This is a genomic window from Vibrio fluvialis (assembly GCF_900460245.1).
In the GTDB taxonomy this organism is placed as follows: Bacteria; Pseudomonadota; Gammaproteobacteria; order Enterobacterales; family Vibrionaceae; genus Vibrio; species Vibrio fluvialis.
The window spans coordinates 706,114-727,996 of sequence record NZ_UHIP01000001.1; the positions used below are offsets into that span (position 1 = coordinate 706,114).

At 52.1% G+C, this 21,883-nt stretch carries 23 protein-coding genes; 21 read left to right on the plus strand and 2 right to left on the minus strand.

Annotated features, from left to right (window positions below):
- The first annotated feature begins 8 nt into the window (after positions 1-8).
- From fliS to flhB, 19 genes are all read left to right on the plus strand, one after another.
- A complete protein-coding gene (fliS, locus tag DYA43_RS03390; protein WP_020331164.1) occupies positions 9-419 on the plus strand; it encodes a flagellar export chaperone FliS in 411 nt (136 codons plus the stop codon).
- Positions 420-649: 230 nt separating this feature from the next.
- The gene (locus DYA43_RS03395; protein WP_024373502.1) at positions 650-2,116 is read left to right on the plus strand and encodes a sigma-54 dependent transcriptional regulator; all 1,467 of its coding nucleotides are present in this window, start codon (positions 650-652) and stop codon (positions 2,114-2,116) included.
- Positions 2,117-2,243: 127 nt separating this feature from the next.
- Entirely contained in the window at positions 2,244-3,296 is a 1,053-nt protein-coding gene (locus tag DYA43_RS03400; RefSeq protein WP_020331166.1) for a sensor histidine kinase, read from the plus strand.
- 2 nt (positions 3,297-3,298) lie between these two features.
- Positions 3,299-4,705, plus strand: coding sequence for a sigma-54-dependent transcriptional regulator (locus DYA43_RS03405; RefSeq protein ID WP_055452757.1), 1,407 nt, complete (start codon positions 3,299-3,301; stop codon positions 4,703-4,705).
- An 88-nt stretch (positions 4,706-4,793) separates the two neighbouring features.
- Positions 4,794-5,105 carry a flagellar hook-basal body complex protein FliE gene (gene fliE / locus DYA43_RS03410; protein ID WP_020331168.1) on the plus strand — a complete coding sequence of 104 codons (312 nt, stop codon included), beginning with the start codon at positions 4,794-4,796 and terminating at the stop codon, positions 5,103-5,105.
- Between the two features lie 16 nt (positions 5,106-5,121).
- Complete coding sequence (fliF, locus tag DYA43_RS03415; protein ID WP_020331169.1) at positions 5,122-6,864, plus strand: flagellar basal-body MS-ring/collar protein FliF; 1,743 nt, start codon at positions 5,122-5,124, stop codon at positions 6,862-6,864.
- Positions 6,857-7,909 (plus strand): flagellar motor switch protein FliG, encoded by a 1,053-nt coding sequence (gene fliG / locus DYA43_RS03420; protein WP_020331170.1) that lies wholly within the window; start codon positions 6,857-6,859, stop codon positions 7,907-7,909. Before fliF ends, fliG begins: the two co-directional genes overlap by 8 nt.
- Before the next feature lie 54 nt (positions 7,910-7,963).
- Complete coding sequence (gene fliH, locus DYA43_RS03425; protein WP_020331171.1) at positions 7,964-8,767, plus strand: flagellar assembly protein FliH; 804 nt, start codon at positions 7,964-7,966, stop codon at positions 8,765-8,767.
- On the plus strand, positions 8,767-10,089 hold the full coding sequence (gene fliI, locus DYA43_RS03430; protein ID WP_020331172.1) for a flagellar protein export ATPase FliI: 1,323 nt from the start codon (positions 8,767-8,769) through the stop codon (positions 10,087-10,089). Before fliH ends, fliI begins: the two co-directional genes overlap by 1 nt.
- A 4-nt stretch (positions 10,090-10,093) precedes the next feature.
- On the plus strand, positions 10,094-10,546 hold the full coding sequence (gene fliJ, locus DYA43_RS03435) for a flagellar export protein FliJ (protein ID WP_020331173.1): 453 nt from the start codon (positions 10,094-10,096) through the stop codon (positions 10,544-10,546).
- 130 nt (positions 10,547-10,676) lie between these two features.
- Positions 10,677-12,569, plus strand: a complete 1,893-nt coding sequence (locus DYA43_RS03440) for a flagellar hook-length control protein FliK (protein ID WP_061056233.1) — start codon at positions 10,677-10,679, stop codon at positions 12,567-12,569.
- 32 nt (positions 12,570-12,601) lie between these two features.
- Positions 12,602-13,099: a flagellar basal body-associated protein FliL gene (gene fliL / locus DYA43_RS03445; protein WP_020331175.1), complete on the plus strand. Its 498-nt coding sequence runs from the start codon at positions 12,602-12,604 to the stop codon at positions 13,097-13,099.
- Positions 13,100-13,106: 7 nt separating this feature from the next.
- A complete protein-coding gene (fliM, locus tag DYA43_RS03450; RefSeq protein ID WP_020331176.1) occupies positions 13,107-14,165 on the plus strand; it encodes a flagellar motor switch protein FliM in 1,059 nt (352 codons plus the stop codon).
- A 19-nt stretch (positions 14,166-14,184) separates the two neighbouring features.
- Positions 14,185-14,595, plus strand: coding sequence for a flagellar motor switch protein FliN (gene fliN / locus DYA43_RS03455; protein WP_020331177.1), 411 nt, complete (start codon positions 14,185-14,187; stop codon positions 14,593-14,595).
- A gap of 3 nt (positions 14,596-14,598) precedes the next feature.
- Entirely contained in the window at positions 14,599-14,988 is a 390-nt protein-coding gene (gene fliO, locus DYA43_RS03460) for a flagellar biosynthetic protein FliO (protein WP_020430693.1), read from the plus strand.
- A 37-nt stretch (positions 14,989-15,025) separates the two neighbouring features.
- A complete protein-coding gene (gene fliP / locus DYA43_RS03465) occupies positions 15,026-15,865 on the plus strand; it encodes a flagellar type III secretion system pore protein FliP (RefSeq protein ID WP_161624203.1) in 840 nt (279 codons plus the stop codon).
- 12 nt (positions 15,866-15,877) lie between these two features.
- Entirely contained in the window at positions 15,878-16,147 is a 270-nt protein-coding gene (fliQ, locus tag DYA43_RS03470; RefSeq protein ID WP_020331180.1) for a flagellar biosynthesis protein FliQ, read from the plus strand.
- Positions 16,148-16,155: 8 nt separating this feature from the next.
- Positions 16,156-16,938: a flagellar biosynthetic protein FliR gene (fliR, locus tag DYA43_RS03475; protein ID WP_020331181.1), complete on the plus strand. Its 783-nt coding sequence runs from the start codon at positions 16,156-16,158 to the stop codon at positions 16,936-16,938.
- Positions 16,939-16,956: 18 nt separating this feature from the next.
- Positions 16,957-18,087: a flagellar biosynthesis protein FlhB gene (flhB, locus tag DYA43_RS03480; protein WP_038128931.1), complete on the plus strand. Its 1,131-nt coding sequence runs from the start codon at positions 16,957-16,959 to the stop codon at positions 18,085-18,087.
- Between the two features lie 38 nt (positions 18,088-18,125).
- On the opposite strand, the gene smrB is transcribed toward flhB, so the two are convergent.
- Positions 18,126-18,680, minus strand: coding sequence for an endonuclease SmrB (smrB, locus tag DYA43_RS03485; RefSeq protein ID WP_020331184.1), 555 nt, complete (start codon positions 18,678-18,680; stop codon positions 18,126-18,128).
- A gap of 64 nt (positions 18,681-18,744) precedes the next feature.
- On the opposite strand from smrB, the gene prmB reads away from it, so the two are divergent.
- Entirely contained in the window at positions 18,745-19,677 is a 933-nt protein-coding gene (prmB, locus tag DYA43_RS03490; protein WP_024373496.1) for a 50S ribosomal protein L3 N(5)-glutamine methyltransferase, read from the plus strand.
- Between the two features lie 172 nt (positions 19,678-19,849).
- Positions 19,850-20,935 carry a chorismate synthase gene (gene aroC / locus DYA43_RS03495; RefSeq protein WP_020430698.1) on the plus strand — a complete coding sequence of 362 codons (1,086 nt, stop codon included), beginning with the start codon at positions 19,850-19,852 and terminating at the stop codon, positions 20,933-20,935.
- On the opposite strand, the gene DYA43_RS03500 is transcribed toward aroC, so the two are convergent.
- Positions 20,932-21,858 (minus strand): LysR family transcriptional regulator, encoded by a 927-nt coding sequence (locus DYA43_RS03500; RefSeq protein ID WP_032080953.1) that lies wholly within the window; start codon positions 21,856-21,858, stop codon positions 20,932-20,934. The genes aroC and DYA43_RS03500 overlap by 4 nt on opposite strands.
- Between the last annotated feature and the right edge of the window lie 25 nt (positions 21,859-21,883).

Below are 21,883 nucleotides of genomic sequence, written 5' to 3' on the forward strand. Positions count from 1 at the left end.
GGAAGACTATGCGTGGTTCTTTACAGGCGTACAAAAAAGTATCAGTGGATAGCCAGCTAAGTGCGGCCTCACCGCATAAAATCGTACAAATGCTGATGGCCGGTGCCATCGAACGCCTGATTCAGGGCAAAGCAGCAATGGCTCAGGGCAACATTCCGGTGAAAGGCGAACGTCTTGGTAAGGCGTTAGACATCATCATCAGCCTGCGCAGCTGTCTTTCAATGGATGACGGTGGCGATATCGCACAGAATCTGGATCAGCTGTACGAGTTCATGATCACCCAAATCACGGCGGCGAACCATCAAAACGATCCTCAGCCACTGGATGACGTAATCGACATTATTCGTGAGATCAAGTCAGCGTGGGACCAAATCCCTGCGGAATATCACAATTTGACTGCTTCAGAAGTGGGACTGTGAGTTATTTCTGAAACTTTCAACTGACATCACACCAGCTAATTGCTTGGTTGCCTTATTTTTTTAATTAAATAGAATAGAAGCCACTAACTAGCCAAGTGGCTTTTTTTTGTTGCTGAATTCCATAAATTGTCTATCGTTTAGTCAGGCAAATACTAAAATTTAAAAAGCCTGCCGATGATTTTCAACGGTACAACCACAACATCCCAGAATTAAGGCAAATATTCTCACCTATGCAAGGTTTAGCAAAACTACTTGTGATCGAGGACGATCCGTCTATTCGTCTGAGTCTCAGTACCATATTAGAATTTGTAGGGGAACAATGTGAGGTGATTGAGTCTTCACAGTTGGATCAGATTGACTGGTCTGCTGTTTGGGCTGGTTGCATTCTTGGTTCGATCAGTGCTCAAACGTTATCTGAGTCTCTGTCCGAAACGCTTTCAAAAGCCAATCATATCCCTCTATTGGTAGCTAATAAGCAGCCATACTCTCTGGAAGAGTTCCCGCAATTCGTGGGTGAGCTAGAATTTCCGTTAAATTATCCTCAGTTGAGCGAAGCGCTCAGACACTGCAAAGAGTTCCTTGGACGCAAAGGTATTCAGGTGCTGGCGACAGCGCGTAAAAATACCCTGTTCCGCAGCTTGGTTGGCCAGAGCCATGGCATTCAGGAAGTCCGCCATCTGATTGAACAGGTGTCCGGTACCGAAGCCAATGTGCTTATCCTCGGCGAATCGGGCACGGGTAAAGAAGTGGTTGCCCGCAATATTCACTATCATTCTTCCCGTCGCGGTGGTCCATTTGTGCCAATCAACTGTGGCGCGATTCCCGCTGAATTGCTGGAAAGCGAACTGTTTGGTCACGAAAAAGGCGCGTTTACCGGAGCAATAACCGCTCGTAAAGGCCGTTTTGAACTGGCTGAAGGTGGCACGCTGTTCCTGGACGAAATTGGCGACATGCCGATGAGCATGCAGGTCAAACTGCTGCGCGTATTGCAGGAACGCTGTTTCGAGCGCGTAGGAGGCAACTCCACGATTAAAGCCAATGTTCGTGTGATTGCGGCGACGCATCGCGACTTGGAATCGATGATTGAAGACCAGCGTTTCCGCGAAGATCTCTACTATCGCCTCAATGTGTTCCCAATCGAGATGCCGGCATTAAAAGAGCGGAAAGAAGATATCCCGCTTTTACTGCAGGAATTGATGACTCGTCTCGAAGCGGAAGGGGGCATGCCGATTTGCTTTACGCCGCGTTCAATCAACTCATTGATGGAACACGACTGGCCAGGCAATGTGCGCGAGCTGGCTAACCTCGTGGAACGAATGGTTATCCTCTATCCGAATAGTCTGGTGGATGTGAACCATTTGCCGACTAAATATCGTTACAGTGATATTCCCGAATTCCAGCCTGAGCCGAGCCGTTTCAGCTCGGTGGAAGAGCAGGAGCGTGATGTGCTGGCAGAGATTTTCTCAGAAGATTTCAGTTTCGAGCCGGAAGAAGAACTCAATGGCCGTATGGATGCGCCGCAATCGTTGCCACCGGAAGGGGTCAACCTTAAAGAGTTACTGGCCGACCTTGAGGTGAACCTGATCAACCAGGCGCTGGAAGCGCAGGGTGGAGTCGTCGCTCGCGCCGCGGATATGCTGGGTATGCGTCGTACTACACTGGTTGAAAAGATGCGCAAGTACAATATGCAACGTTGATCTTAAACCTCATAATTGGTGAGTCAATTTATTGTCATTGCAGTAAGTTATTGAAAATAAATGTAAATAGCCTGGCATGTATCTTGCGTGTCAGGCTATTGTTGTATTTAAAGGCAGATTTTCGACGATGGACGACGCAGCGCAAGAACAGCATTCACATTTAGACTCTCTGGAACATCAGGTCGAGCGTTACCAACAGGTGCTGGATGTGATGCCAGCCGGCGTTATTTTGCTTGATACCCAGGGTATTGTTCGTGAAGCCAATCCGGAAGCGCGCCGCTTGTTAGAAGTCCCGCTGGTGGGCGAGCGCTGGTATACCGTGATTCATACTGCGTTTGCGCCGCGTGAAGATGACGGCCATGAGATTTCACTGCGGAACGGACGCAAAGTACGTCTGGCGATTTCCGCATCGGCAACGGGCCAGTTGATCCTGATTACCGACCTGACCGAGACGCGTTTGTTGCAGTCGCGTATCAGTGACCTGCAGCGTCTGTCATCGCTCGGGCGTATGGTGGCCTCGCTGGCGCATCAGGTCCGCACGCCTTTGTCGAGTGCCATGCTTTATGCTGCCAATCTGTCAGCACCGAATTTACCGCAGCCGACCCGCGAGCGTTTTCAGACGAAACTGCTCGATCGTCTGCACGATCTGGAAAAGCAGGTCAACGATATGTTGCTGTTCGCCAAAGGTGGCGATAACAAAGTGATTAAGCCGTTCTCGCTGGCGGAACTGGTGACCGAATTTATGCCGATGATCGAAACGGCGGTCAAAAATAATGGCATCGATTACGGTCAGGAAGTCGAGCAGGAAGAGACGATCTTGCTGGGCAACGTCAATGCGATTGCATCAGCGCTGAGTAATCTGGTCATGAACGCGATTCAGATTGTTGGCAAAGGCGCGCAAATCGATGTCTTTTTCCGTCCGGTAAACGGCGAGCTAAAAATTTCTGTGCAGGACAATGGTCCGGGAGTTGCGAAAGAGCTGCAGCAAAAAATCATGGAGCCTTTCTTTACTACCCGCTCTCAGGGCACGGGCCTGGGTCTTGCGGTTGTACAAATGGTCTGTCGTGCTCACGACGGCCGACTCGAGTTGATTTCTGAACCGGGGGATGGTGCGTGTTTTACCATGTGCCTGCCTCTGGATCGTCAACCACCAATTTCTCAATCAGACACTGGAGAATGATGATGGCTCAAAGCAAAGTCTTAATCGTTGAAGATGACGAAGGTCTACGCGAAGCCCTGGTAGACACCCTGGCTCTGGCTGGCTACGAATGGCTGGAGGCCGATTGCGCCGAGGACGCTTTGGTCAAACTGAAAACCTATCCGGTGGATATCGTAGTGTCTGATGTGCAGATGGCAGGCATGGGTGGTCTGGCGCTGCTGCGTAACATTAAACAACATTGGCCGAACTTGCCTGTGCTGCTGATGACGGCATACGCCAACATCGAAGATGCAGTCTCGGCGATGAAAGAAGGCGCGATTGACTACATGGCGAAACCTTTTGCGCCGGAAGTGCTGCTGAACATGGTGAGCCGATATGCACCCGTTAAATCTGACGATAACGGTGATGCGGTGGTCGCGGATGAGAAGAGCCTGAAACTACTGGCCTTAGCAGAGAAAGTGGCTAAAACGGATGCCAACGTGATGGTTCTGGGCCCTAGTGGTTCGGGTAAAGAAGTGATGTCGCGTTACATTCACAACGCGTCACCGCGCAAAGATGGTCCGTTTGTCGCGATCAACTGTGCGGCGATTCCGGACAACATGTTGGAAGCCACCCTGTTTGGCTACGAAAAAGGTGCGTTTACTGGCGCAGTTCAGGCCTGTCCGGGTAAGTTTGAACAGGCTCAGGGCGGAACGATTCTGCTGGATGAAATCAGCGAAATGGATCTCAACCTGCAAGCGAAACTGCTGCGTGTGCTGCAAGAACGTGAGGTGGAGCGTCTTGGCAGCCGCAAGAGCGTCAAACTTGATGTGCGCGTGCTGGCAACCAGTAACCGTGATCTTAAGTCGTATGTTCAAGAGAAAAAATTCCGTGAAGACCTGTACTACCGCCTGAACGTGTTCCCAATCGCCTGGCCTGCGCTGTGCGAGCGTAAAGGTGACATTGAGCCGCTGGCCAATCATCTGGTTGAGCGGCATTGTAAAAAGCTCGGTCTGGCGGTCCCGAAAGTCTCGTCCGCGGCGATTGGCAAGCTGCTTGCCTACAACTGGCCGGGTAACGTACGGGAACTCGACAACGTCATTCAGCGCGCGCTGATTTTGAGCGAGCAAGACAACATCGATCAGGAGCACATTCTGCTGGAAGGCCTTGATTGGCAGGATGCGTCGAGCTTGCAACAGGTTGTCGAGAGCGGAGAAGTGGCCACACCGGAAATCAAACCGGTCGCTGAAGTGGATTTTGCCAAAGCAATCAGCAGCGGCGCGGGTCTGGGCGGTGAGCTGCGCGATCAGGAATACGCCATCATCATGGAAACTCTGGTGGAATGTCACGGTCGGCGCAAAGAAATGGCTGAAAAGCTTGGGATTAGTCCTCGCACATTACGCTATAAACTGGCTAAAATGCGCGATGCAGGCATTGATATTCCCGGTTAACGGAGTCCCGTACGGAGAGTGGCACATTAATTGCTGCAATAGTAACCAGAGATTGGTTTGAGTCAAAGAATTGGCATCAGAGGTAATGATGAGACTAGACGGCTTACAAAGCGAAATGCAGGCGATGATGGTAGAAGCTGCCAACAGCCGTCCGGCAGCAACAGGACAAAAAGTTGGCGCTGACTTTGGCGATATGCTCACTCAGGCCATCAATAATGTGAACGGATTGCAGAAAACTTCCAGCGATTTACAGATGCGATTTGACCGTGGTGACGAAGGTGTGTCGCTGTCGGACGTTATGATTGCGCGTAATAAGTCGAGTGTGGCCTTTGAAGCCACGATTCAGGTACGCAACAAACTTGTTGATGCGTATAAAGAACTGATGAACATGCCAGTGTAAGTGTAGGGTGTGAACTGTGGCTGAAGATAAGCAAACAACGGATCTGGCATTGTCCAACGGTGGTGACCATTCACTGCTGTCCAGCACTGATCTGGACGGCGGCGTACAAAACCCGGATATGGACGAAAAGAGCTCCTCCAAACTTGATTTCGCAATGGGCGATCTCGACCTGTTGCGTCAGATTGTGCTGGTGCTGTCGATCTCTATCTGTGTTGCTTTGATTGTGATGCTGTTTTTCTGGGTCAAAGAGCCGGAAATGCGTCCACTCGGTGCTTATGAGACGGAAGAACTGATTCCGGTACTGGATTATCTGGATCAGCAGAAACAAGAATACAAGCTGGATGGCAACACCATTCTGGTGCCGAACAGCGACTACAACAGCCTCAAACTGAACATGGTGCGTGCCGGACTCAATCAGTCCCGCCAAGCCGGTGATGACATTCTGCTGCAAGACATGGGCTTTGGTGTTTCTCAACGTCTTGAACAGGAACGCCTTAAGCTGAGTCGTGAACGTCAGCTCGGTAAAGCCATTGAAGAGATGCGTCAGGTCAACAAAGCTCGCGTACTTTTGGCGCTGCCAAAGCAAAGCGTATTTGTCCGTCACAATCAGGAAGCGTCGGCATCGGTCTTTCTGACATTGCGTACAGGCACCAACCTCAAACAAGAAGAAGTGGACTCAATTGTCGATATGGTCGCCAGTGCGGTTCCGGGCATGACCCCGACCCGCGTGACCGTGACCGATCAACATGGTCGACTACTCAGCTCGGGTTCTCAGGATCCGGTCTCTTCTGCACGTCGTAAAGAGCAGGAGATGGAGCGCAAGCAGGAGCAAAACCTGCGTGACAAAATCGACTCCGTGTTGATTCCGATTCTGGGTCTTGGCAACTACACCGCACAGGTTGATATTGAACTCGACTTCAGCGCCATTGAACAGACTCGTAAACGTTTTGACCCCAACACGCCATCGACCCGCAGTGAATACACGCTGGAAGATTACAACAACGGCAACGTAGTGGCAGGTGTGCCAGGTGCACTGAGCAACCAGCCACCAGCCGATGCCTCGATCCCACAAGACGTGGCACAGATGAAAGACGGTTCAGTCATGGGTCAGGGCTCGGTGCATAAAGAAGCGACGCGCAACTTTGAGCTCGACACCACCATCAGCCACGAGCGTAAGCAAACGGGCGTGATCAACCGTCAAACCGTTGCGGTTGCGGTGAAAAACCGCGCCAACGTGAATCCGGACACGGGTGAAATTACGTATACGCCGCTGAGCGAAAGCGAACTCAGTTCCATCCGTCAGGTACTGATTGGTACCGTGGGTTACAACGAAAACCGTGGTGACTTGCTGAACGTATTGAGCATGCAGTTTGCTGAGCCGGAAGTTGAACAAATGGCTGATGTGCCGATTTGGGACAACCCGAACTTCAGCGACTGGATTCGTTGGCTGGCAAGTGCACTGGTGATCATCGTGGTGGTTCTGGTGCTGGTGCGTCCGGCGATGAAGAAACTGCTCAACCCGGCAGCAGAAGACGACGAGCAGCTGTACGGTCCGGATGGCTTGCCTATGGGGATGGGTGGTGAAACCAGCTTAATCGGCAGTGATATTGAAGGTGGAGAACTGTTCGAGTTTGGTTCAGGTATTGACCTGCCAAATCTGCACAAGGACGAGGATGTACTCAAAGCAGTACGTGCTCTGGTGGCCAACGAGCCTGAACTTGCGGCTCAAGTTGTGAAGAACTGGATGCAAAATGCCTAACGAAATTGTAAAGAAAGATGGTGGAGAAGTGGTCGAATCATCTGTAGACATCTCGAGTATTCCCGGTGAAGAGCGAGCGGCGATTCTGCTGCTCAGTCTCAATGAAGAAGACGCCGCCGGGATTATTCGCCATTTAGAACCGAAGCAGGTTCAGCGCGTGGGTAGTGCCATGGCGCGAGCGAAAGATCTGAGTCAGGACAAAGTGAGTGCGGTGCACCGTGCCTTCCTGGAAGACATTCAGAAATACACCAATATTGGTATGGGCAGCGAAGACTTTATGCGTAACGCGCTGATTGCTGCTCTGGGTGAAGACAAAGCGAACAACCTGGTGGATCAAATTCTGTTGGGTACCGGCTCGAAAGGTCTGGATTCACTGAAATGGATGGACCCACGTCAGGTCGCCAGCATTATTGTTAACGAACACCCGCAAATTCAAACCATCGTTCTGTCGTATCTCGACCCGGATCAGTCTGCGGAAATTCTGGCGCAGTTCTCCGAACGTGACCGCCTCGATCTGATGATGCGTATTGCTAACCTGGAAGAAGTTCAACCATCGGCACTGGCCGAGTTGAACGAAATCATGGAGAAACAGTTTGCCGGTCAAGCGGGCGCGCAAGCGGCGAAGATTGGTGGTCTGAAAGCGGCAGCCGACATCATGAACTATCTGGACAACAATATCGAAGGCGTGTTGATGGACCAGATGCGCGATCAGGACGAAGACCTGGCAACGCAGATTCAGGATCTGATGTTTGTGTTCGAAAACCTGGTCGAAGTCGACGATCAGGGTATTCAGAAACTGCTGCGCGACGTTCCGCAAGATGTGCTGCAAAAAGCACTCAAAGGTGCCGACGATGCGCTGCGTGACAAGATCTTTAAGAACATGTCGAAACGTGCTGCTGAACTGATGAAAGACGACCTGGAGGCGATGCCGCCAATCAAGGTCTCGGATGTGGAAGCCGCACAGAAAGAAATTTTGGCGATTGCCCGCCGTATGGCCGACAACGGAGAAATCATGTTGTCTGGCGGGGCAGACGAATTCTTGTAATGCCAAGGGCCCGCTTAATCAGCAGGCCCTTTTTATCTTTGGGTAGGATGTACCATGTCAGGTGAAAGAAAACGCGGTTTTATTCGTCTCGGTTCGGATAACACAGTGGAGCCTCCGAAAAAGTGGGGCCTGCCGGACTATGGCGCGGAAACGCACAAGCAAGCCCGTGAAACGGCAATGAACTACGACCCGAGCTGGATGCCGAGTTTCGATGAACCGGAAAACGAAGAGCCAGTTCAGCTAACAGAACAAGACATCGAACTGATCAAGCAGGTTGCTTATCAGGAAGGTATCGAACAAGGTCAGGCTGAAGGTTATCAACAAGGTTTTGAGCAAGGCAAAGACGCCGGTTTTCAGGCGGGTCACGAAGAAGGCTTGGCGGCGGGCAAAGAAGAAGGTCTGCAAGCGGGTCAGTCAGTGATTGAAGAGCACGTGCAAACCTTTATCGGCCTGGCGAACCAGTTTGCCCAACCACTGGAGCTGATGAATGCTCAGGTTGAAAAGCAGTTGGTCGACATGGTGCTCACGCTGGTCAAAGAAGTGGTGCATGTCGAGGTGCAAACCAATCCTCAGGTGATCCTCGATACGGTCAAAGCATCGGTCGAGGCGCTGCCTATTTCCGGTCACGCCATTACACTCAAACTCAATCCGGAAGATTGCGCCATCATTCGACAGGCTTACGGCGAACAGGAACTCGATCTGCGCAACTGGACGCTGGTCAGTGAGCCAGCGCTCAATCGTGGCGATGTTCAGATTGAAGCGGGTGAGTCGAGTGTTAATTACCGAATGGAAGATCGCATTCGCAATGTTTTGCACAGTTTCTGTGGCACCAATCGTCATCAACAGGGTAATGAATAATGCTGTCATTGGCTGACCGTTTAGCACAGTACAAAACCGAAGGGCTGACCAGCCGTCCGATTGCCTCGGGCAAACTGATTCGCGTCGTCGGCTTGACACTGGAAGCGACTGGCTGCCGCGCGCCAATTGGCTCGTTGTGCCGGGTGCAGACTATGTCCGGTGAAATGGAAGCCGAAGTGGTGGGTTTCTCCGGAGACAGCCTGTTTCTGATGCCGAGCGAGCAAATCACAGGTGTGCTGCCGGGGGCCAAAGTCACGCCGTTGACGGAAGAGGCGGGACTGCCCGTCGGGATGGAACTGCTTGGCCGCGTGATTGACGGGGTGGGCAACCCCCTCGATGGATTGGGGCCGATTTATACCGACCAACGCGCATCGTTCAATGCTCAACCGATTAACCCGCTGGCACGTAAGCCGATCAGTGAACCGCTCGATGTAGGGATTAAAGCCATTAACGGTTTGCTCACGGTGGGCAAAGGTCAGCGTATCGGCTTGTTTGCCGGCTCTGGTGTGGGTAAATCGGTCACGCTCGGCATGATGACCCGCGGCACCACCGCACAGGTGGTGGTGGTCGGGCTGATTGGTGAACGGGGCCGAGAAGTTAAAGAATTTATTGAAGAAATTTTGGGTGTCGATGGCCGCCAACGCTCCGTTGTGGTCGCAGCACCTGCTGATGCCTCGCCGCTGATGCGCCTGAAAGGGTGTCAGACGGCATTGACGATTGCCGAGTATTTCCGTGACCAGGGCTTGGATGTGCTGTTGCTGATGGACTCGCTGACTCGTTTTGCTCAGGCACAGCGTGAAATCGCGCTCTCGGTGGGGGAGCCACCAGCGACCAAAGGTTACCCGCCATCGGTGTTTGCGAAACTGCCAGCGCTGGTGGAGCGAGCTGGTAACGGCGGTCCACATCAAGGCTCGATTACGGCATTCTTTACCGTACTGACCGAAGGCGATGATTTGCAGGATCCGATTGCCGATGCCTCGCGAGCGATCCTCGATGGTCACATCGTGTTGTCGCGTGAAATGGCCGATGCTGGCCACTATCCAGCCATTGACGTGGAGAAATCCGTCAGCCGGGTGATGCCGCAAATCACCACCGATGAACACGTTCTGATGTCAAAGGCGGTACGACAAATTCTGTCTATCTGCCGTAAAAATCAGGATTTGGTCTCGATCGGTGCTTATAAACCGGGCACTGATAAGGCGATTGACAGCGCGTTTACTCTCAAACCTAAACTGGATAACTATCTGCAGCAAGGCATGAAAGATTCGGTGCCGTACGAGATGTGCATCAGCATGCTTAAAAATGTGCTCAGTGTGGGGTAACTGAATGGACAACGCGTTGGAATTCCTGCTCGACCAGGCTCGGGATAATGAAGATAAAGCGGTGATGGCTCTGAGCAAAGCGCGCAGCGAGCTCGACGGCTACTATCACCAGCTTAAACAGATTGAGCAGTATCGCCTTGAGTACTGCCAGCAACTGGTTGAACGTGGTCAGGCGGGGCTCACGGCCAGCCAGTACGGTCACCTCAACCGATTTCTGACTCAGCTCGATGAAACACTGGCGAAGCAGCGCAATGCGGAGCAGCACTTCAAGACTCAGGTTGAGAATTGTGAGCAGCACTGGATGGCCGTACGTAAGCAGCGCCGCTCCTACGAGTGGCTCATCGAGAAAAAGCAGACAGAGAAAGCCCGCCTGCAGGAAAAACGTGAGCAGAAACTGATGGACGAATTTTCGACGCTCAGCTTCAACCGACGTCGCACTGGTTCCAACTTTCGCTGATTCCCGTTGGGATTAATTTGTATTGGCGTGCTTTTTGCAAAAGTACAAGCAGTAAGTTTGAAAACTCTGTGCTACTGGCAGTCTGTGTTGCGGTAGCGTTCTGTGCAGTACGAAATGCGAGCTAGTGAATATGAATGTCAATTCAACCTCTTCAGTCGATAACACCAAAGTCACCAGTGTGGCTAAAGGTGCCGCAGGACAAAGTGTTACAGAGGGCGAAGCCGGAGATAACAGCGGGTTCCTGAGTAAACTGTCTGCTTTACTGTTCGGCTCAAAATCGAGTGCAGAGGGGAGTGACGGCGAATCTGTGGCAGCGAACAGCAAATCAGGCCAAGCTGGTAAGGCGGTTGAGGCCGAAAATGCAGCTAAAAGCGCCGATGCCGTCCTGCAACAAGGCAACAGCGAATCCGACACCAAAGCAAGCTCTGCCTCCGCTGATGGTGAACAATCGGCGGCCGAAGTTGCTGAAATTCCAGAGAATTTAAAACCTTTTATTGCCAAAGATGCCAACGCCACTGAGCAGGATGTTCAGACAAAAACGGCTCAGGCGATGAGTGATGGTGATGAACTGCTCGGACGCTTGCAGAAAGCGAATCAGGCACTGGCCAAACATAACGGCAAGACTTTGCCTCATGAGGCGACGGCTGCCGAGGAACAAAGTGTTGAGTTGACGACGCAAACAAAGCACTCTGCTGCAGCTAAAGCGGCGCCTGTCGATTCAAGCGAGACCTCTGATCTGCCTTTCTCTGCTCAGTTATCCAACCCTCAGTTTGTGGCAGCAAAATCTGCCCAAGAGGCAGACGTCACCAAAGATATGGACGTTGAGGTACAGTTGCCTCCGGCCGCGAAACCTTTATCTGGCACCATGGTAGCCTCTGGTACTGCCCTAGATGATGACACCTTGGCTCCTTCTGTGGATCAACAGGCGAAAGTCGACAAAAACGTGCACGCCATCAGTGACAGCGAACTTGCTGCAATGATGGCTGCGCAGCCTGCCAGCACACCAGCTTCGCAAACCGCACCCTTGACGGATACTGATGCGATGCCGTTATCACCGATGGAAGCGGCAGCGGTGCCATGGGCCAAAGCCAACGTAGATCAAGCTCAGGCAAGCATGCCGGGTGGACCGCTGTCGGCCGATTTTACTGATACCGATCTCGCCGCCAAAGCAAAACCGGCATTACAGGCGCAGATAGCCATGGCCACTCAACATGGGGCGACTGCGCAGCAGCCTCTGCATCAACTACAGCCAGCTCAACAAGCGGTCACTCAAGCGCAATCAGCAGTCAGCGCGGATCTTGCGGGACAACCTTTAAATCAGGCGCAGAATGCTTCCCCGCTTAATCCAGCGGCGGCACAATTTAACCCGATGTTGACGCCGGAGATGATGGCCAAAACCGAAGCCTTCAACCCGGCAGCATTGAAAGCCGCGTTAGGTGCCAAAGGTTTGGGTGGCATCGAAGATCTGCGTGGAGCACACGGCAGTGATGGCCAATTGGCGCATCAGGTGGCGGCGGCTGCGGGTCAGCAAGGCCTGAGCGCGACTCAAACCTTGCGTGCCGACCAGATGCAGCCTCAGCAATCGGCTCCTTTGCATCTCAGCAAGGAGATGAGCGCCGATGATATGGCAGAGCGCGTTCAGGTCATGATGTCGAAAAACCTTAAGCATGTGGATATTCGCTTGGATCCGCCTGAACTCGGTCGTTTACACATTCGCATGAACATGCATGGTGATGGTGCCAGCGTGCAGTTTACCGTATCCAACCAGCAGGCGCGTGATGCGCTGGAACACTCGATGCCAAGGCTGAGAGAGATGCTCGCCCAACAAGGCGTACAGCTGGCGGATACCTCTGTTCAACAGCAGAACTCGGGACAGCAACAGCGCTACGCCGCAGGTGGCGGAGGTCAGAGTGGTCAAACCGCAGGCAATGAACACTTTGGCGGTGAAGAAAATCTTGATACAGACGTCAAACTTGATTTGAATGTGGCATCAAAGCGTGATGGAATCAGTTATTACGCTTAAACTAAATAGAAAATAACGACATAGAGTAAGTTATGGCTGTTGAAGAACTCCCACAAGAAGCCCCGAAGAGCAAAAAGAAGCTGTTGGTTATTATCATCGCAGCCGTGGTGTTATTGCTTGGCGGAGGCGGCGCTGCATTCTTTCTGATGGGCTCAGACAGCAGTGAAAATGCTCCGGCGGAAGCGGCTCAGGAAGCGGCAGTGCCGGTTGATCCGGTGTCTTACGTCAACATTGCCCAGCCGTTTGTCTTTAATGTCAGTGGTGATACTCGCGATCGGATGGTTCAGATTAAAGTGCAACTCATGGTACGTGGCAGCAAAAATGAAGATTTAGCTCGTTACCATTCGCCATTGGTTGAAAGTACTTTGTTGGGGACGTTTGCTTCAGCAACGGTCGAGCAACTGCGCAGCACCACAGGCCGTATTGAATTGCGCGATAAAGCCACTGACGACATTAAGGCGGCGATGACCAAAGTCGTGGGGCAGCCTGTGATTGAACGGGTGTTGTTTACCGATTTTGTAATGCAATAGGTGAAACGTGACTGATTTATTAAGCCAAGACGAAATCGACGCGCTGCTCCACGGGGTAGACAGCGTCGATGAAGCCGAAGAAGAGTTAGATACTTCAGACACCAGTGCCGTCTCGTTTGACTTCTCGTCGCAGGATCGGATCGTCCGTGGTCGAATGCCGACCCTGGAGCTGATAAACGAACGTTTTGCCCGGCACATGCGTATCAGCCTGTTCAACATGCTGCGCAAAACCGCTGAAGTGTCGATCAACGGCGTACAGATGATGAAGTTCGGTGAATATCAGAACACGCTGTACGTTCCAACCAGCTTGAACATGGTGCGTTTCCGTCCGCTGAAAGGCACCGCGCTGGTGACGATGGAAGCGCGTCTGGTGTTCATTTTGGTGGAAAACTTTTTTGGTGGCGATGGTCGCTACCACGCTCGGATTGAAGGGCGCGAATTCACGCCAACCGAACGCCGCGTGATTCAGTTGCTGCTGAAGATTGTGTTTGGCGACTACAAAGACGCTTGGGCGCCGGTGATGGGGGTCGAATTTGAGTACCTCGATTCGGAAGTGAACCCGAGCATGGCGAACATCGTCAGTCCGACCGAAGTGATCGTGGTCAGTTCGTTCCATATTGAAGTGGACGGTGGCGGTGGTGATTTCCACATCGTCATGCCGTATTCCATGGTTGAACCGATCCGTGAACTGCTCGATGCGGGTGTTCAGTCGGACAAGATGGAAACCGACGTGCGCTGGAGCTCGGCGCTGCGTGAAGAGATCATGGATGTGCCGGTCAACTTCCGCGTTAACCTGTTGGAACAGGATCTCGCGTTGCGTGACCTGATGGAGCTGCAAGTCGGCGACATCATTCCAATTAAAATGCCCGAACATGCCACCATGTTCGTTGAAGAATTACCGACGTTCCGCGTAAAAATGGGACGTTCCGGAGAAAAACTGGCGGTTCAGGTCTCCGAAAAAATCAGACGCCCTGATGTGGTGAAAACCGACCTCGCGTTCCTTGGCAAAGACATAATTGCCGAACTGGACAACGACGAGGATGAAGACGAAGAAACGGTAGAATAAAAAACTATAGGTAGCAAAGATGTCAAAATCAGATGATCAAAGGCTTGCAGACGAGTGGGCAGCGGCGCTGGGTGAAGACCCCAATGCACCGGACATCGATGTCGATGAAGTTCTGGCCGCACCACTGGATGAACTGAAAGACACCACGAAACCCATCTCAGATGATGAGCGCCGTAAACTCGATACCATTATGGATATTCCGGTTACCATTTCCATGGAAGTGGGTCGCTCGAAAATCAGTATCCGTAACCTGCTGCAATTGAACCAGGGGTCGGTGGTGGAGTTGGATCGCATTGCGGGCGAATCGCTGGACGTGATGGTTAACGGTACCTTGATTGCTCACGGCGAAGTGGTGGTGGTCAACGATAAATTTGGTATTCGTCTCACTGACGTTATCAGCCAGACTGAACGCATTAAGAAACTGAGATAGCTTATGAATAAGTTCATAGGCTTAGCTCTGGTTTCCACGCCAGCGTTGGCGGTGGAAAATTCACAGTTGGACTTAGCGACCACATTCGGGTCGCTTTTGTTCGTTATTGCGCTCATCCTTTTTATGGCCTGGTTACTCAAGCGGATGCGAGTTCCGGCCTTTGGTCATCAAAAGGGATTGAACGTGGTTCGTCAGTTACCAGTTGGCACCAAAGAACGCGTTATGATCGTTCAGGCCGGAGAAGAACAATTTCTGATTGGTGTGACCTCGCAGTCCATTCAACTTATCTCAAAACTGGAAACGCCACTCAAGCAGGAGGAGCTGGAGTCAACGCCTTTCTCAAATCAATTGGCTCAGCTACTGAAAAAGCATGATAAAAAAACGTCTGAGTAATGCGCTGTCGGTGTTGACGCACCGCTTGGCGATAGTGATGTGGCTGAGCGCGCTGCTGTTTGCGCCGCTGGCCAGTGCGCAGCAGGAACTGGAAACGCCGATCCCGGCTACCGCCGCCAGTGCAGAAAACATGACGGTCTCTGCGATGGAAAAAGAGCAGGGTAATTCACGCACCATGGCATTGGGGAGCAGCAGTGGCGGAGGCGGTATTCCGGCCTTTACCATGACCACCAACCCAAATGGCGGCCAAGACTATTCGGTAAACCTGCAAATTCTCGCGTTGATGACCATGCTGGGCTTCCTGCCGGCCATGGTCATTCTGATGACGTCGTTTACCCGCATTGTGGTGGTGATGTCGATTCTGCGTCAGGCGATGGGTTTGCAGCAGACGCCATCCAACCAGGTTATTATCGGTATCGCGATATTCCTGACCTTTTTCATTATGTCGCCAGTGCTGAATAAGATTAATGATCAGGCGATTCAGCCGTATCTCAATGAGCAGATCTCTGCTCGTCAGGCCTTTGACCTTGCTCAGGAACCAATGAAAGCGTTCATGCTTAAGCAGACGCGAGTGAAAGATCTCGAGACGTTCGTTAACATTTCCGGTTCTGATGTGAAGAACCCGGAAGATGTTTCGATGGCGGTCCTGATTCCGGCCTTCATTACGTCGGAGCTGAAAACGGCGTTCCAGATTGGTTTTATGTTGTTCCTGCCGTTTTTGATTATCGACCTGGTGGTTGCCTCGGTGTTGATGGCGATGGGTATGATGATGCTCTCGCCGATGATTGTCTCATTGCCATTTAAGCTGATGCTGTTTGTGCTGGTGGATGGATGGAACCTCATCCTTTCGACCCTGGCCGGCAGTTTTGCCATGTAGCGGGAGAAGCACATGACCCCTGAAGTCTTTGTTGAACTGTTCCGTAATGCACTGTGGATGGTGCTGATCATGGTGTGTGCCATTATCGTTCCAAGCTTGTTGATTGGTTTGGTGGTGGCGGTGTTTCAGGCGGCAACTTCAATCAACGAACAGACGCTGAGCTTTCTGCCACGTCTGATTGTCACACTGTTGGCGCTCATGCTGTTTGCCCACTGGATGACGCAGATGATGATGGAATTCTTCTTCTCCATGGTCGAGCGTATACCTCAGGTGCTGTATTAGGGCGGCTTATGGAGTACCCAACCAGCGTCGTCCTCGACTTCATCGCCAACTACTTCTGGCCTTATGCCCGCATCTCCGCCATGTTGATGGTGATGTCGGTCACCGGTGCACGCTTTGTCTCTACCCGCATCCGCCTCTATCTGGGGTTGGCGATCACGCTGGCTGTGATGCCTGCGATTCCGCAAGTGCCTGAAGATCTTGAACTGCTGTCGTTTAACGGTTTCCTGACCACGCTCAATCAGCTCATCATCGGAGTAGCGATGGGCATGGTGACGCAGTTTATGATTCAAACCTTCGTTATGCTTGGTCAGATTCTGGGTATGCAGTCGAGCCTGGGTTTTGCGTCCATGGTTGACCCGGCCAACGGACAAAACACGCCGCTGCTGGGCCAGTTGTTTATGTTTCTGGCCACGTTGTTTTTCCTTGCCAGTGATGGTCACCTTAAGATGATTCATCTTCTGGTGCTGAGCTTCAAGAGCTTGCCGATTGGTACCGGAACGCTGACGGCAGTCGATTTTCGCGAGCTCTCCTTGTGGCTCGGTATCATGTTTAAGGTCGCGCTGAGTATGTCGCTGTCGGGCATTGTCGCGCTGCTCACCGTGAACTTGTCGTTTGGTGTGATGACGCGTGCTGCGCCGCAATTGAACATCTTCTCACTGGGTTTTGCGTTTGCGCTGCTGGTTGGCCTGCTGTTGTGTTGGTACATCATCAGCGGACTCTATACGCACTATGAGCTATTCTGGACAGAGGGCGAGCAGCAAGTGTGCCGCCTGATACGTCTCGATTGTTGACGCGTTTAGGAGGCTGAATTGGCAGAATCAGACGGACAAGAAAGGACCGAAGAGGCCACGCCCCGAAGGTTGCAACAGGCTCGGGAAAAGGGCCAGGTTGCGCGTTCGAAGGAGTTGGCGTCGGTCTCAGTATTGGTGGTGGGCGCATTGTCACTGATGTGGTTTGGTGACGCACTGGCGCGCGGGCTGTATTCGGCCATGGGCCGCCTGTTCAACCTGAGTCGCGAAGAGATTTTCGACGTCAACAAGCTGTTCGATATCGTCTCCGGTGCGATGGTGAATTTACTGCTGCCGCTGCTGCTGATTCTGATTACCCTGTTTATTGCGGCGCTGATTGGTGCGGCAGGGGTGGGCGGCGTCAGTTTCTCTGCGGAAGCGGCGATGCCCAAGCTGTCGAAAATGAACCCGCTCAGCGGCCTTAAGCGAATGTTCGGCTTACAAAGCTGGGTGGAACTGCTGAAATCCATTCTCAAAGTACTGCTGGTGGCGGGCGTGGCGTTTTATCTGATTGAAGCGTCAAAGGAAGATCTGTTTCAGCTCAGTCTAGATATCTTCCCGCAAAACATCTTTCACGCGCTGGATATCCTGCTTAACTTCGTCTTGCTGATTAGCTGCTCACTGTTGGTGGTGGTGGCGATCGACGTGCCGTTTCAGATCTGGCAACACGCCAACCAACTGAAAATGACCAAACAGGAAGTGAAAGACGAATACAAAGACACCGAAGGTAAGCCGGAAGTCAAAGGCCGGATTCGTATGCTGCAACGAGAAGCGGCGCAGCGTCGTATGATGGCGGATGTGCCGCAGGCCGATGTCATCATTACCAACCCGGATCATTTCTCGGTCGCCTTGCGCTACAAACAAAATAGCGACAGAGCGCCGGTCGTTGTGGCCAAAGGTATAGACCATCTGGCACTGAAGATTCGCGAAGTGGCCCGCGAGCACGAAATCATGATTGTCCCCGCACCGCCGCTCGCTCGCGCGCTGTATCACACCACCGAACTGGAGCAGGAAATTCCGGACGGATTGTTTGTCGCGGTGGCTCAGGTGCTGGCGTACGTGTTCCAGTTGAAACAATACCGCCGTAAAGGTGGTCAGCGTCCGCATCTCAAAGAAGAGAATATGCCGATTCCGCCGGATATGCGCTACTAACGCCATCAACGACAACGCCCCAAACTTGGGGCGTTGTGTTATTTCTCCGGGATCGACAGCAGCACCAGCAGGGCACCATCACCGCCAAACTCGAGTGGAGCTTGGTGGAATGCCAGCACATCCGGATGCTGCGCCAGCCAAAGCGGCACTTTCTGTTTAAGAATGTGCTTGCCGATGCCGTGCTGCACGCAGGCACAATGCACGCCTTCTTTAATGCAGTAGGCGATCATCGCGCCCAGTTCACGTTTGGCTTCCTGTTGCGTCATGCCGTGCATATCAAGGAATACGTCCGGCACGTACACGCCACGACGTAATCTTTTTACTTCATACTTCGATACATCTCCGCGCGCATAGCGTGTCGGCCCTTCATCGCTCAATACCGGAACAAACTCATCTGAAAAATAGAAGTCGTTGTCGCTCGCTTCACGTGCGCTACGGCGGATTTCTTTTTGTTTGGGGTTTCTGTTTGGCTGCTGGATTATGGTATCCTGCGAAAACTTTTTAACGCCCTTTACTGCATCCTGAAATAAAGCGAAATCGTCATCAGCATCGAATTCATGATCGTCGTTGAAATCGGTGTCTTTTTTGCTCATTAGGGAATAGATATTCTGTTGTTAATCGGAATTGGCAGTATTGTAGCGCTTTTCGGAGGCAATTTTGGATAAGATTTTTGTAGATGAAGCGGTTTCTGAGCTGCATACGCTTCAAGATATGATTCGTTGGACGGTTAGCCGCTTTAATGCTGCGAATTTATTTTACGGTCACGGCACCGATAACGCATGGGATGAAGCGGTTCAACTGATCCTGCCAACTCTGTATTTGCCGATTGACGTGCCTCCTCATGTGTTGAACTCTCGTTTGACCAGCAGCGAACGCCTGCGCGTGGTTGAACGTGTCATTAAGCGAATCAAAGACCGCACACCAGTGGCTTACCTGACGAACAAAGCTTGGTTCTGTGGCCTGGAATTCTTCGTTGATGAGCGTGTGCTGGTGCCGCGTTCACCGATTGGCGAACTGATTCAAGCTCAGTTTGAACCTTGGCTGGTGAATGAACCTACCCGCATCATGGACCTGTGTACCGGAAGTGGCTGTATCGCGATTGCGTGTGCGCACGCTTTCCCGGATGCGGAAGTCGACGCGATTGATATCTCAGCCGACGCGCTGCAGGTCGCAGAGCAGAACATTCAGGACCATGGTCTGGAGCAGCAAGTCTTCCCGATTCGTTCGGATCTGTTCCGTGATCTGCCTAAAGAGCAGTACGACATCATCGTGACGAACCCGCCGTATGTGGATCAGGAAGACATGAACAGCCTGCCGGATGAGTTCAAGCATGAGCCTGAACTGGGTCTGGCTGCGGGTACTGACGGCCTGAAACTGGTGCGACGCATTCTGGCGAACGCGCCACACTATCTGACTGAAAAAGGTATTCTGGTGTGTGAAGTGGGTAACTCAATGATTCACCTGATGGATCAATACCCGCATATTCCATTTACCTGGCTGGAGTTCGAGAACGGCGGTCACGGCGTGTTCCTGCTGACCCGCGAACAGCTGGTTGAGTGTGCGAGCGATTTCTCGCTCTACCGCGACTAAGCAAACAGACGGTAAAGCCGGCCACTGCGCCGGCTTTTTTGTACCTCGCGAAATTGTTCGATTTTGGGGCTTTACATCATTTCGTAATAAAGCGACTATGAATCCACGAAGAATTGTAATGTGTACCGTGAGCCAAACGTTCAGGCTTGCGGAAACCTAATTTGAGGAAGTAATGGCAGGAAACAGTATCGGACAACATTTCCGAGTGACGACATTCGGAGAAAGTCACGGTATCGCACTGGGATGTATCGTTGACGGTTGCCCTCCGGGCTTAGAGATCAGTGAAGCAGATTTGCAGGTGGATTTGGATCGCCGCCGTCCTGGCACGTCACGCTATACCACACAGCGTCGTGAGCCGGATGAAGTGAAAATCCTATCGGGTGTGTTTGAAGGCAAAACCACAGGCACGTCAATTGGTCTGCTGATTGAAAACACCGATCAACGCTCCAAAGATTATTCCGACATTAAAGACAAGTTCCGTCCGGGTCATGCGGACTATACCTACCATCAGAAATACGGCATTCGTGATTACCGTGGCGGCGGCCGTTCGTCGGCGCGTGAAACTGCGATGCGCGTAGCGGCTGGCGGCATTGCCAAGAAATACCTCAAGCAGGAATTCGGCGTTGAGATTCGCGCTTATCTGTCACAGATGGGCGATGTGTCGATCGACAAAGTGGACTGGAATGAAATCGACAACAACGCGTTCTTCTGTCCGGATGTAGATAAAGTTGACGCGTTTGACCAACTGATTCGTGACCTGAAAAAAGAAGGTGATTCGATTGGTGCCAAGATTCAGGTTGTGGCAACTAATGTGCCTGTGGGTCTCGGTGAGCCAGTGTTTGATCGCCTGGATGCCGATATCGCTCACGCACTGATGAGCATCAACGCGGTAAAAGGCGTAGAAATCGGTGATGGTTTTGATGTGGTGAATCAGAAAGGTAGCCAACATCGTGATCCTCTGACCCCGGAAGGCTTTGCCAGCAATCATGCCGGCGGCATTCTTGGCGGTATTTCAACGGGTCAGGATGTTGTGGCAAACATTGCCCTTAAACCAACATCAAGCATCACGGTTCCCGGTGATACAATTACTCGCACCGGTGAAGCGACTCAGTTGATCACCAAAGGTCGTCATGATCCTTGTGTGGGTATTCGTGCGGTGCCCATCGCTGAAGCGATGCTGGCGATCGTACTGCTGGATCATCTGCTGCGTCACCGTGGCCAGAACCACGGCGTACACACCGAAACACCAGTGATTTAATCATTACTGTTTAATTTGGGAGGTAGCCGCTTAGCCAGCTCCTCCCAGATTGTCGTTGCCGCCCGGCTACGACTGGAGCGCCCAATGCAGAGCAGTTGAATCGGCTCTTGTTCCGCAGGCACAAACTCCTTAAGCACTTCAACCAAATCTCCCTTTGCCAGCCACGGCTGTAACAACGTCAGATCGGCATAGATAACCCCGTTATCCAGCATGGCGAGATCGATCAAACTTCGTACGTCATCCGTCGCCAGACTTGCAGGTACGGCAACAGAAACCACCGTATCCTCACCTTTTTCCTGAAACGACCAGTGGTCGTGAGCACCACTACGTGGTTTAAAAACAAGACATTGATGCTTCGTCAGTTGTTCAGGATGAGTTGGTACACCAAAGCGGCTGAGATAGCCGGGGCTGGCGGCGAAACAACGTCGCTTGTGTCCTATTTTCTTGGCGACCTGTTGTGAATCCGGCAGGTGTCCGACGCGAATGGCGATATCGATTTGTTGGTCAATCAGATCGGTAAAGTTGTCGTCGAAACTCAGTTCAAGCGTAATGTTGGGATACAACTGGCGCAGCGCATGAATCTCAGGAATGACCACTTGCTGGCCAAACAGGGTCGCACAACTGATTTTTACCGTGCCCGATGGGGCAGAGCTGGCGCTGTCAATCAGAGCGTCAATGTCTCCAAGCAAGGAGGGTAACCCATGGCTGAGCGCCAGCAATTCTTGGCCGAGTTCGGTGAGACGCAATTGCCGCGTCGTCCGATGCAGCACTGGTTGGCCTAACAGCTCTTCGAGTTGGACGATTTTCTTGCTGACTGACGAACGCGGAAGGCGTAATTGCTGAGCCGCTCGTTGAAAGCTGCCTTGCTCAATCACCTGATGTAACAAAGGAAGCAGATTCAGAATACGTTGGTTGATGTTCATAAGTTCTCATTTGGAAACTTTGAGT

Coding starts and splice junctions, on each gene's coding strand:
- fliH (WP_020331171.1), top strand. CDS start 7,964: ATGTCAGGTGAAAGAAAACGCGGTTTTATTCGTCTCGGTTCGGATAAC.
- fliG (WP_020331170.1), top strand. CDS start 6,857: ATGCCTAACGAAATTGTAAAGAAAGATGGTGGAGAAGTGGTCGAATCA.
- fliI (WP_020331172.1), top strand. CDS start 8,767: ATGCTGTCATTGGCTGACCGTTTAGCACAGTACAAAACCGAAGGGCTG.
- fliR (WP_020331181.1), top strand. CDS start 16,156: ATGGAGTACCCAACCAGCGTCGTCCTCGACTTCATCGCCAACTACTTC.
- DYA43_RS03500 (WP_032080953.1), bottom strand. CDS start 21,858: ATGAACATCAACCAACGTATTCTGAATCTGCTTCCTTTGTTACATCAG.
- fliP (WP_161624203.1), top strand. CDS start 15,026: ATGTGGCTGAGCGCGCTGCTGTTTGCGCCGCTGGCCAGTGCGCAGCAG.
- fliS (WP_020331164.1), top strand. CDS start 9: ATGCGTGGTTCTTTACAGGCGTACAAAAAAGTATCAGTGGATAGCCAG.
- DYA43_RS03440 (WP_061056233.1), top strand. CDS start 10,677: ATGAATGTCAATTCAACCTCTTCAGTCGATAACACCAAAGTCACCAGT.
- DYA43_RS03395 (WP_024373502.1), top strand. CDS start 650: ATGCAAGGTTTAGCAAAACTACTTGTGATCGAGGACGATCCGTCTATT.
- fliQ (WP_020331180.1), top strand. CDS start 15,878: ATGACCCCTGAAGTCTTTGTTGAACTGTTCCGTAATGCACTGTGGATG.
- aroC (WP_020430698.1), top strand. CDS start 19,850: ATGGCAGGAAACAGTATCGGACAACATTTCCGAGTGACGACATTCGGA.
- fliN (WP_020331177.1), top strand. CDS start 14,185: ATGTCAAAATCAGATGATCAAAGGCTTGCAGACGAGTGGGCAGCGGCG.
- smrB (WP_020331184.1), bottom strand. CDS start 18,680: ATGAGCAAAAAAGACACCGATTTCAACGACGATCATGAATTCGATGCT.
- fliL (WP_020331175.1), top strand. CDS start 12,602: ATGGCTGTTGAAGAACTCCCACAAGAAGCCCCGAAGAGCAAAAAGAAG.
- DYA43_RS03405 (WP_055452757.1), top strand. CDS start 3,299: ATGGCTCAAAGCAAAGTCTTAATCGTTGAAGATGACGAAGGTCTACGC.
- fliE (WP_020331168.1), top strand. CDS start 4,794: ATGAGACTAGACGGCTTACAAAGCGAAATGCAGGCGATGATGGTAGAA.
- fliJ (WP_020331173.1), top strand. CDS start 10,094: ATGGACAACGCGTTGGAATTCCTGCTCGACCAGGCTCGGGATAATGAA.
- fliO (WP_020430693.1), top strand. CDS start 14,599: ATGAATAAGTTCATAGGCTTAGCTCTGGTTTCCACGCCAGCGTTGGCG.
- DYA43_RS03400 (WP_020331166.1), top strand. CDS start 2,244: ATGGACGACGCAGCGCAAGAACAGCATTCACATTTAGACTCTCTGGAA.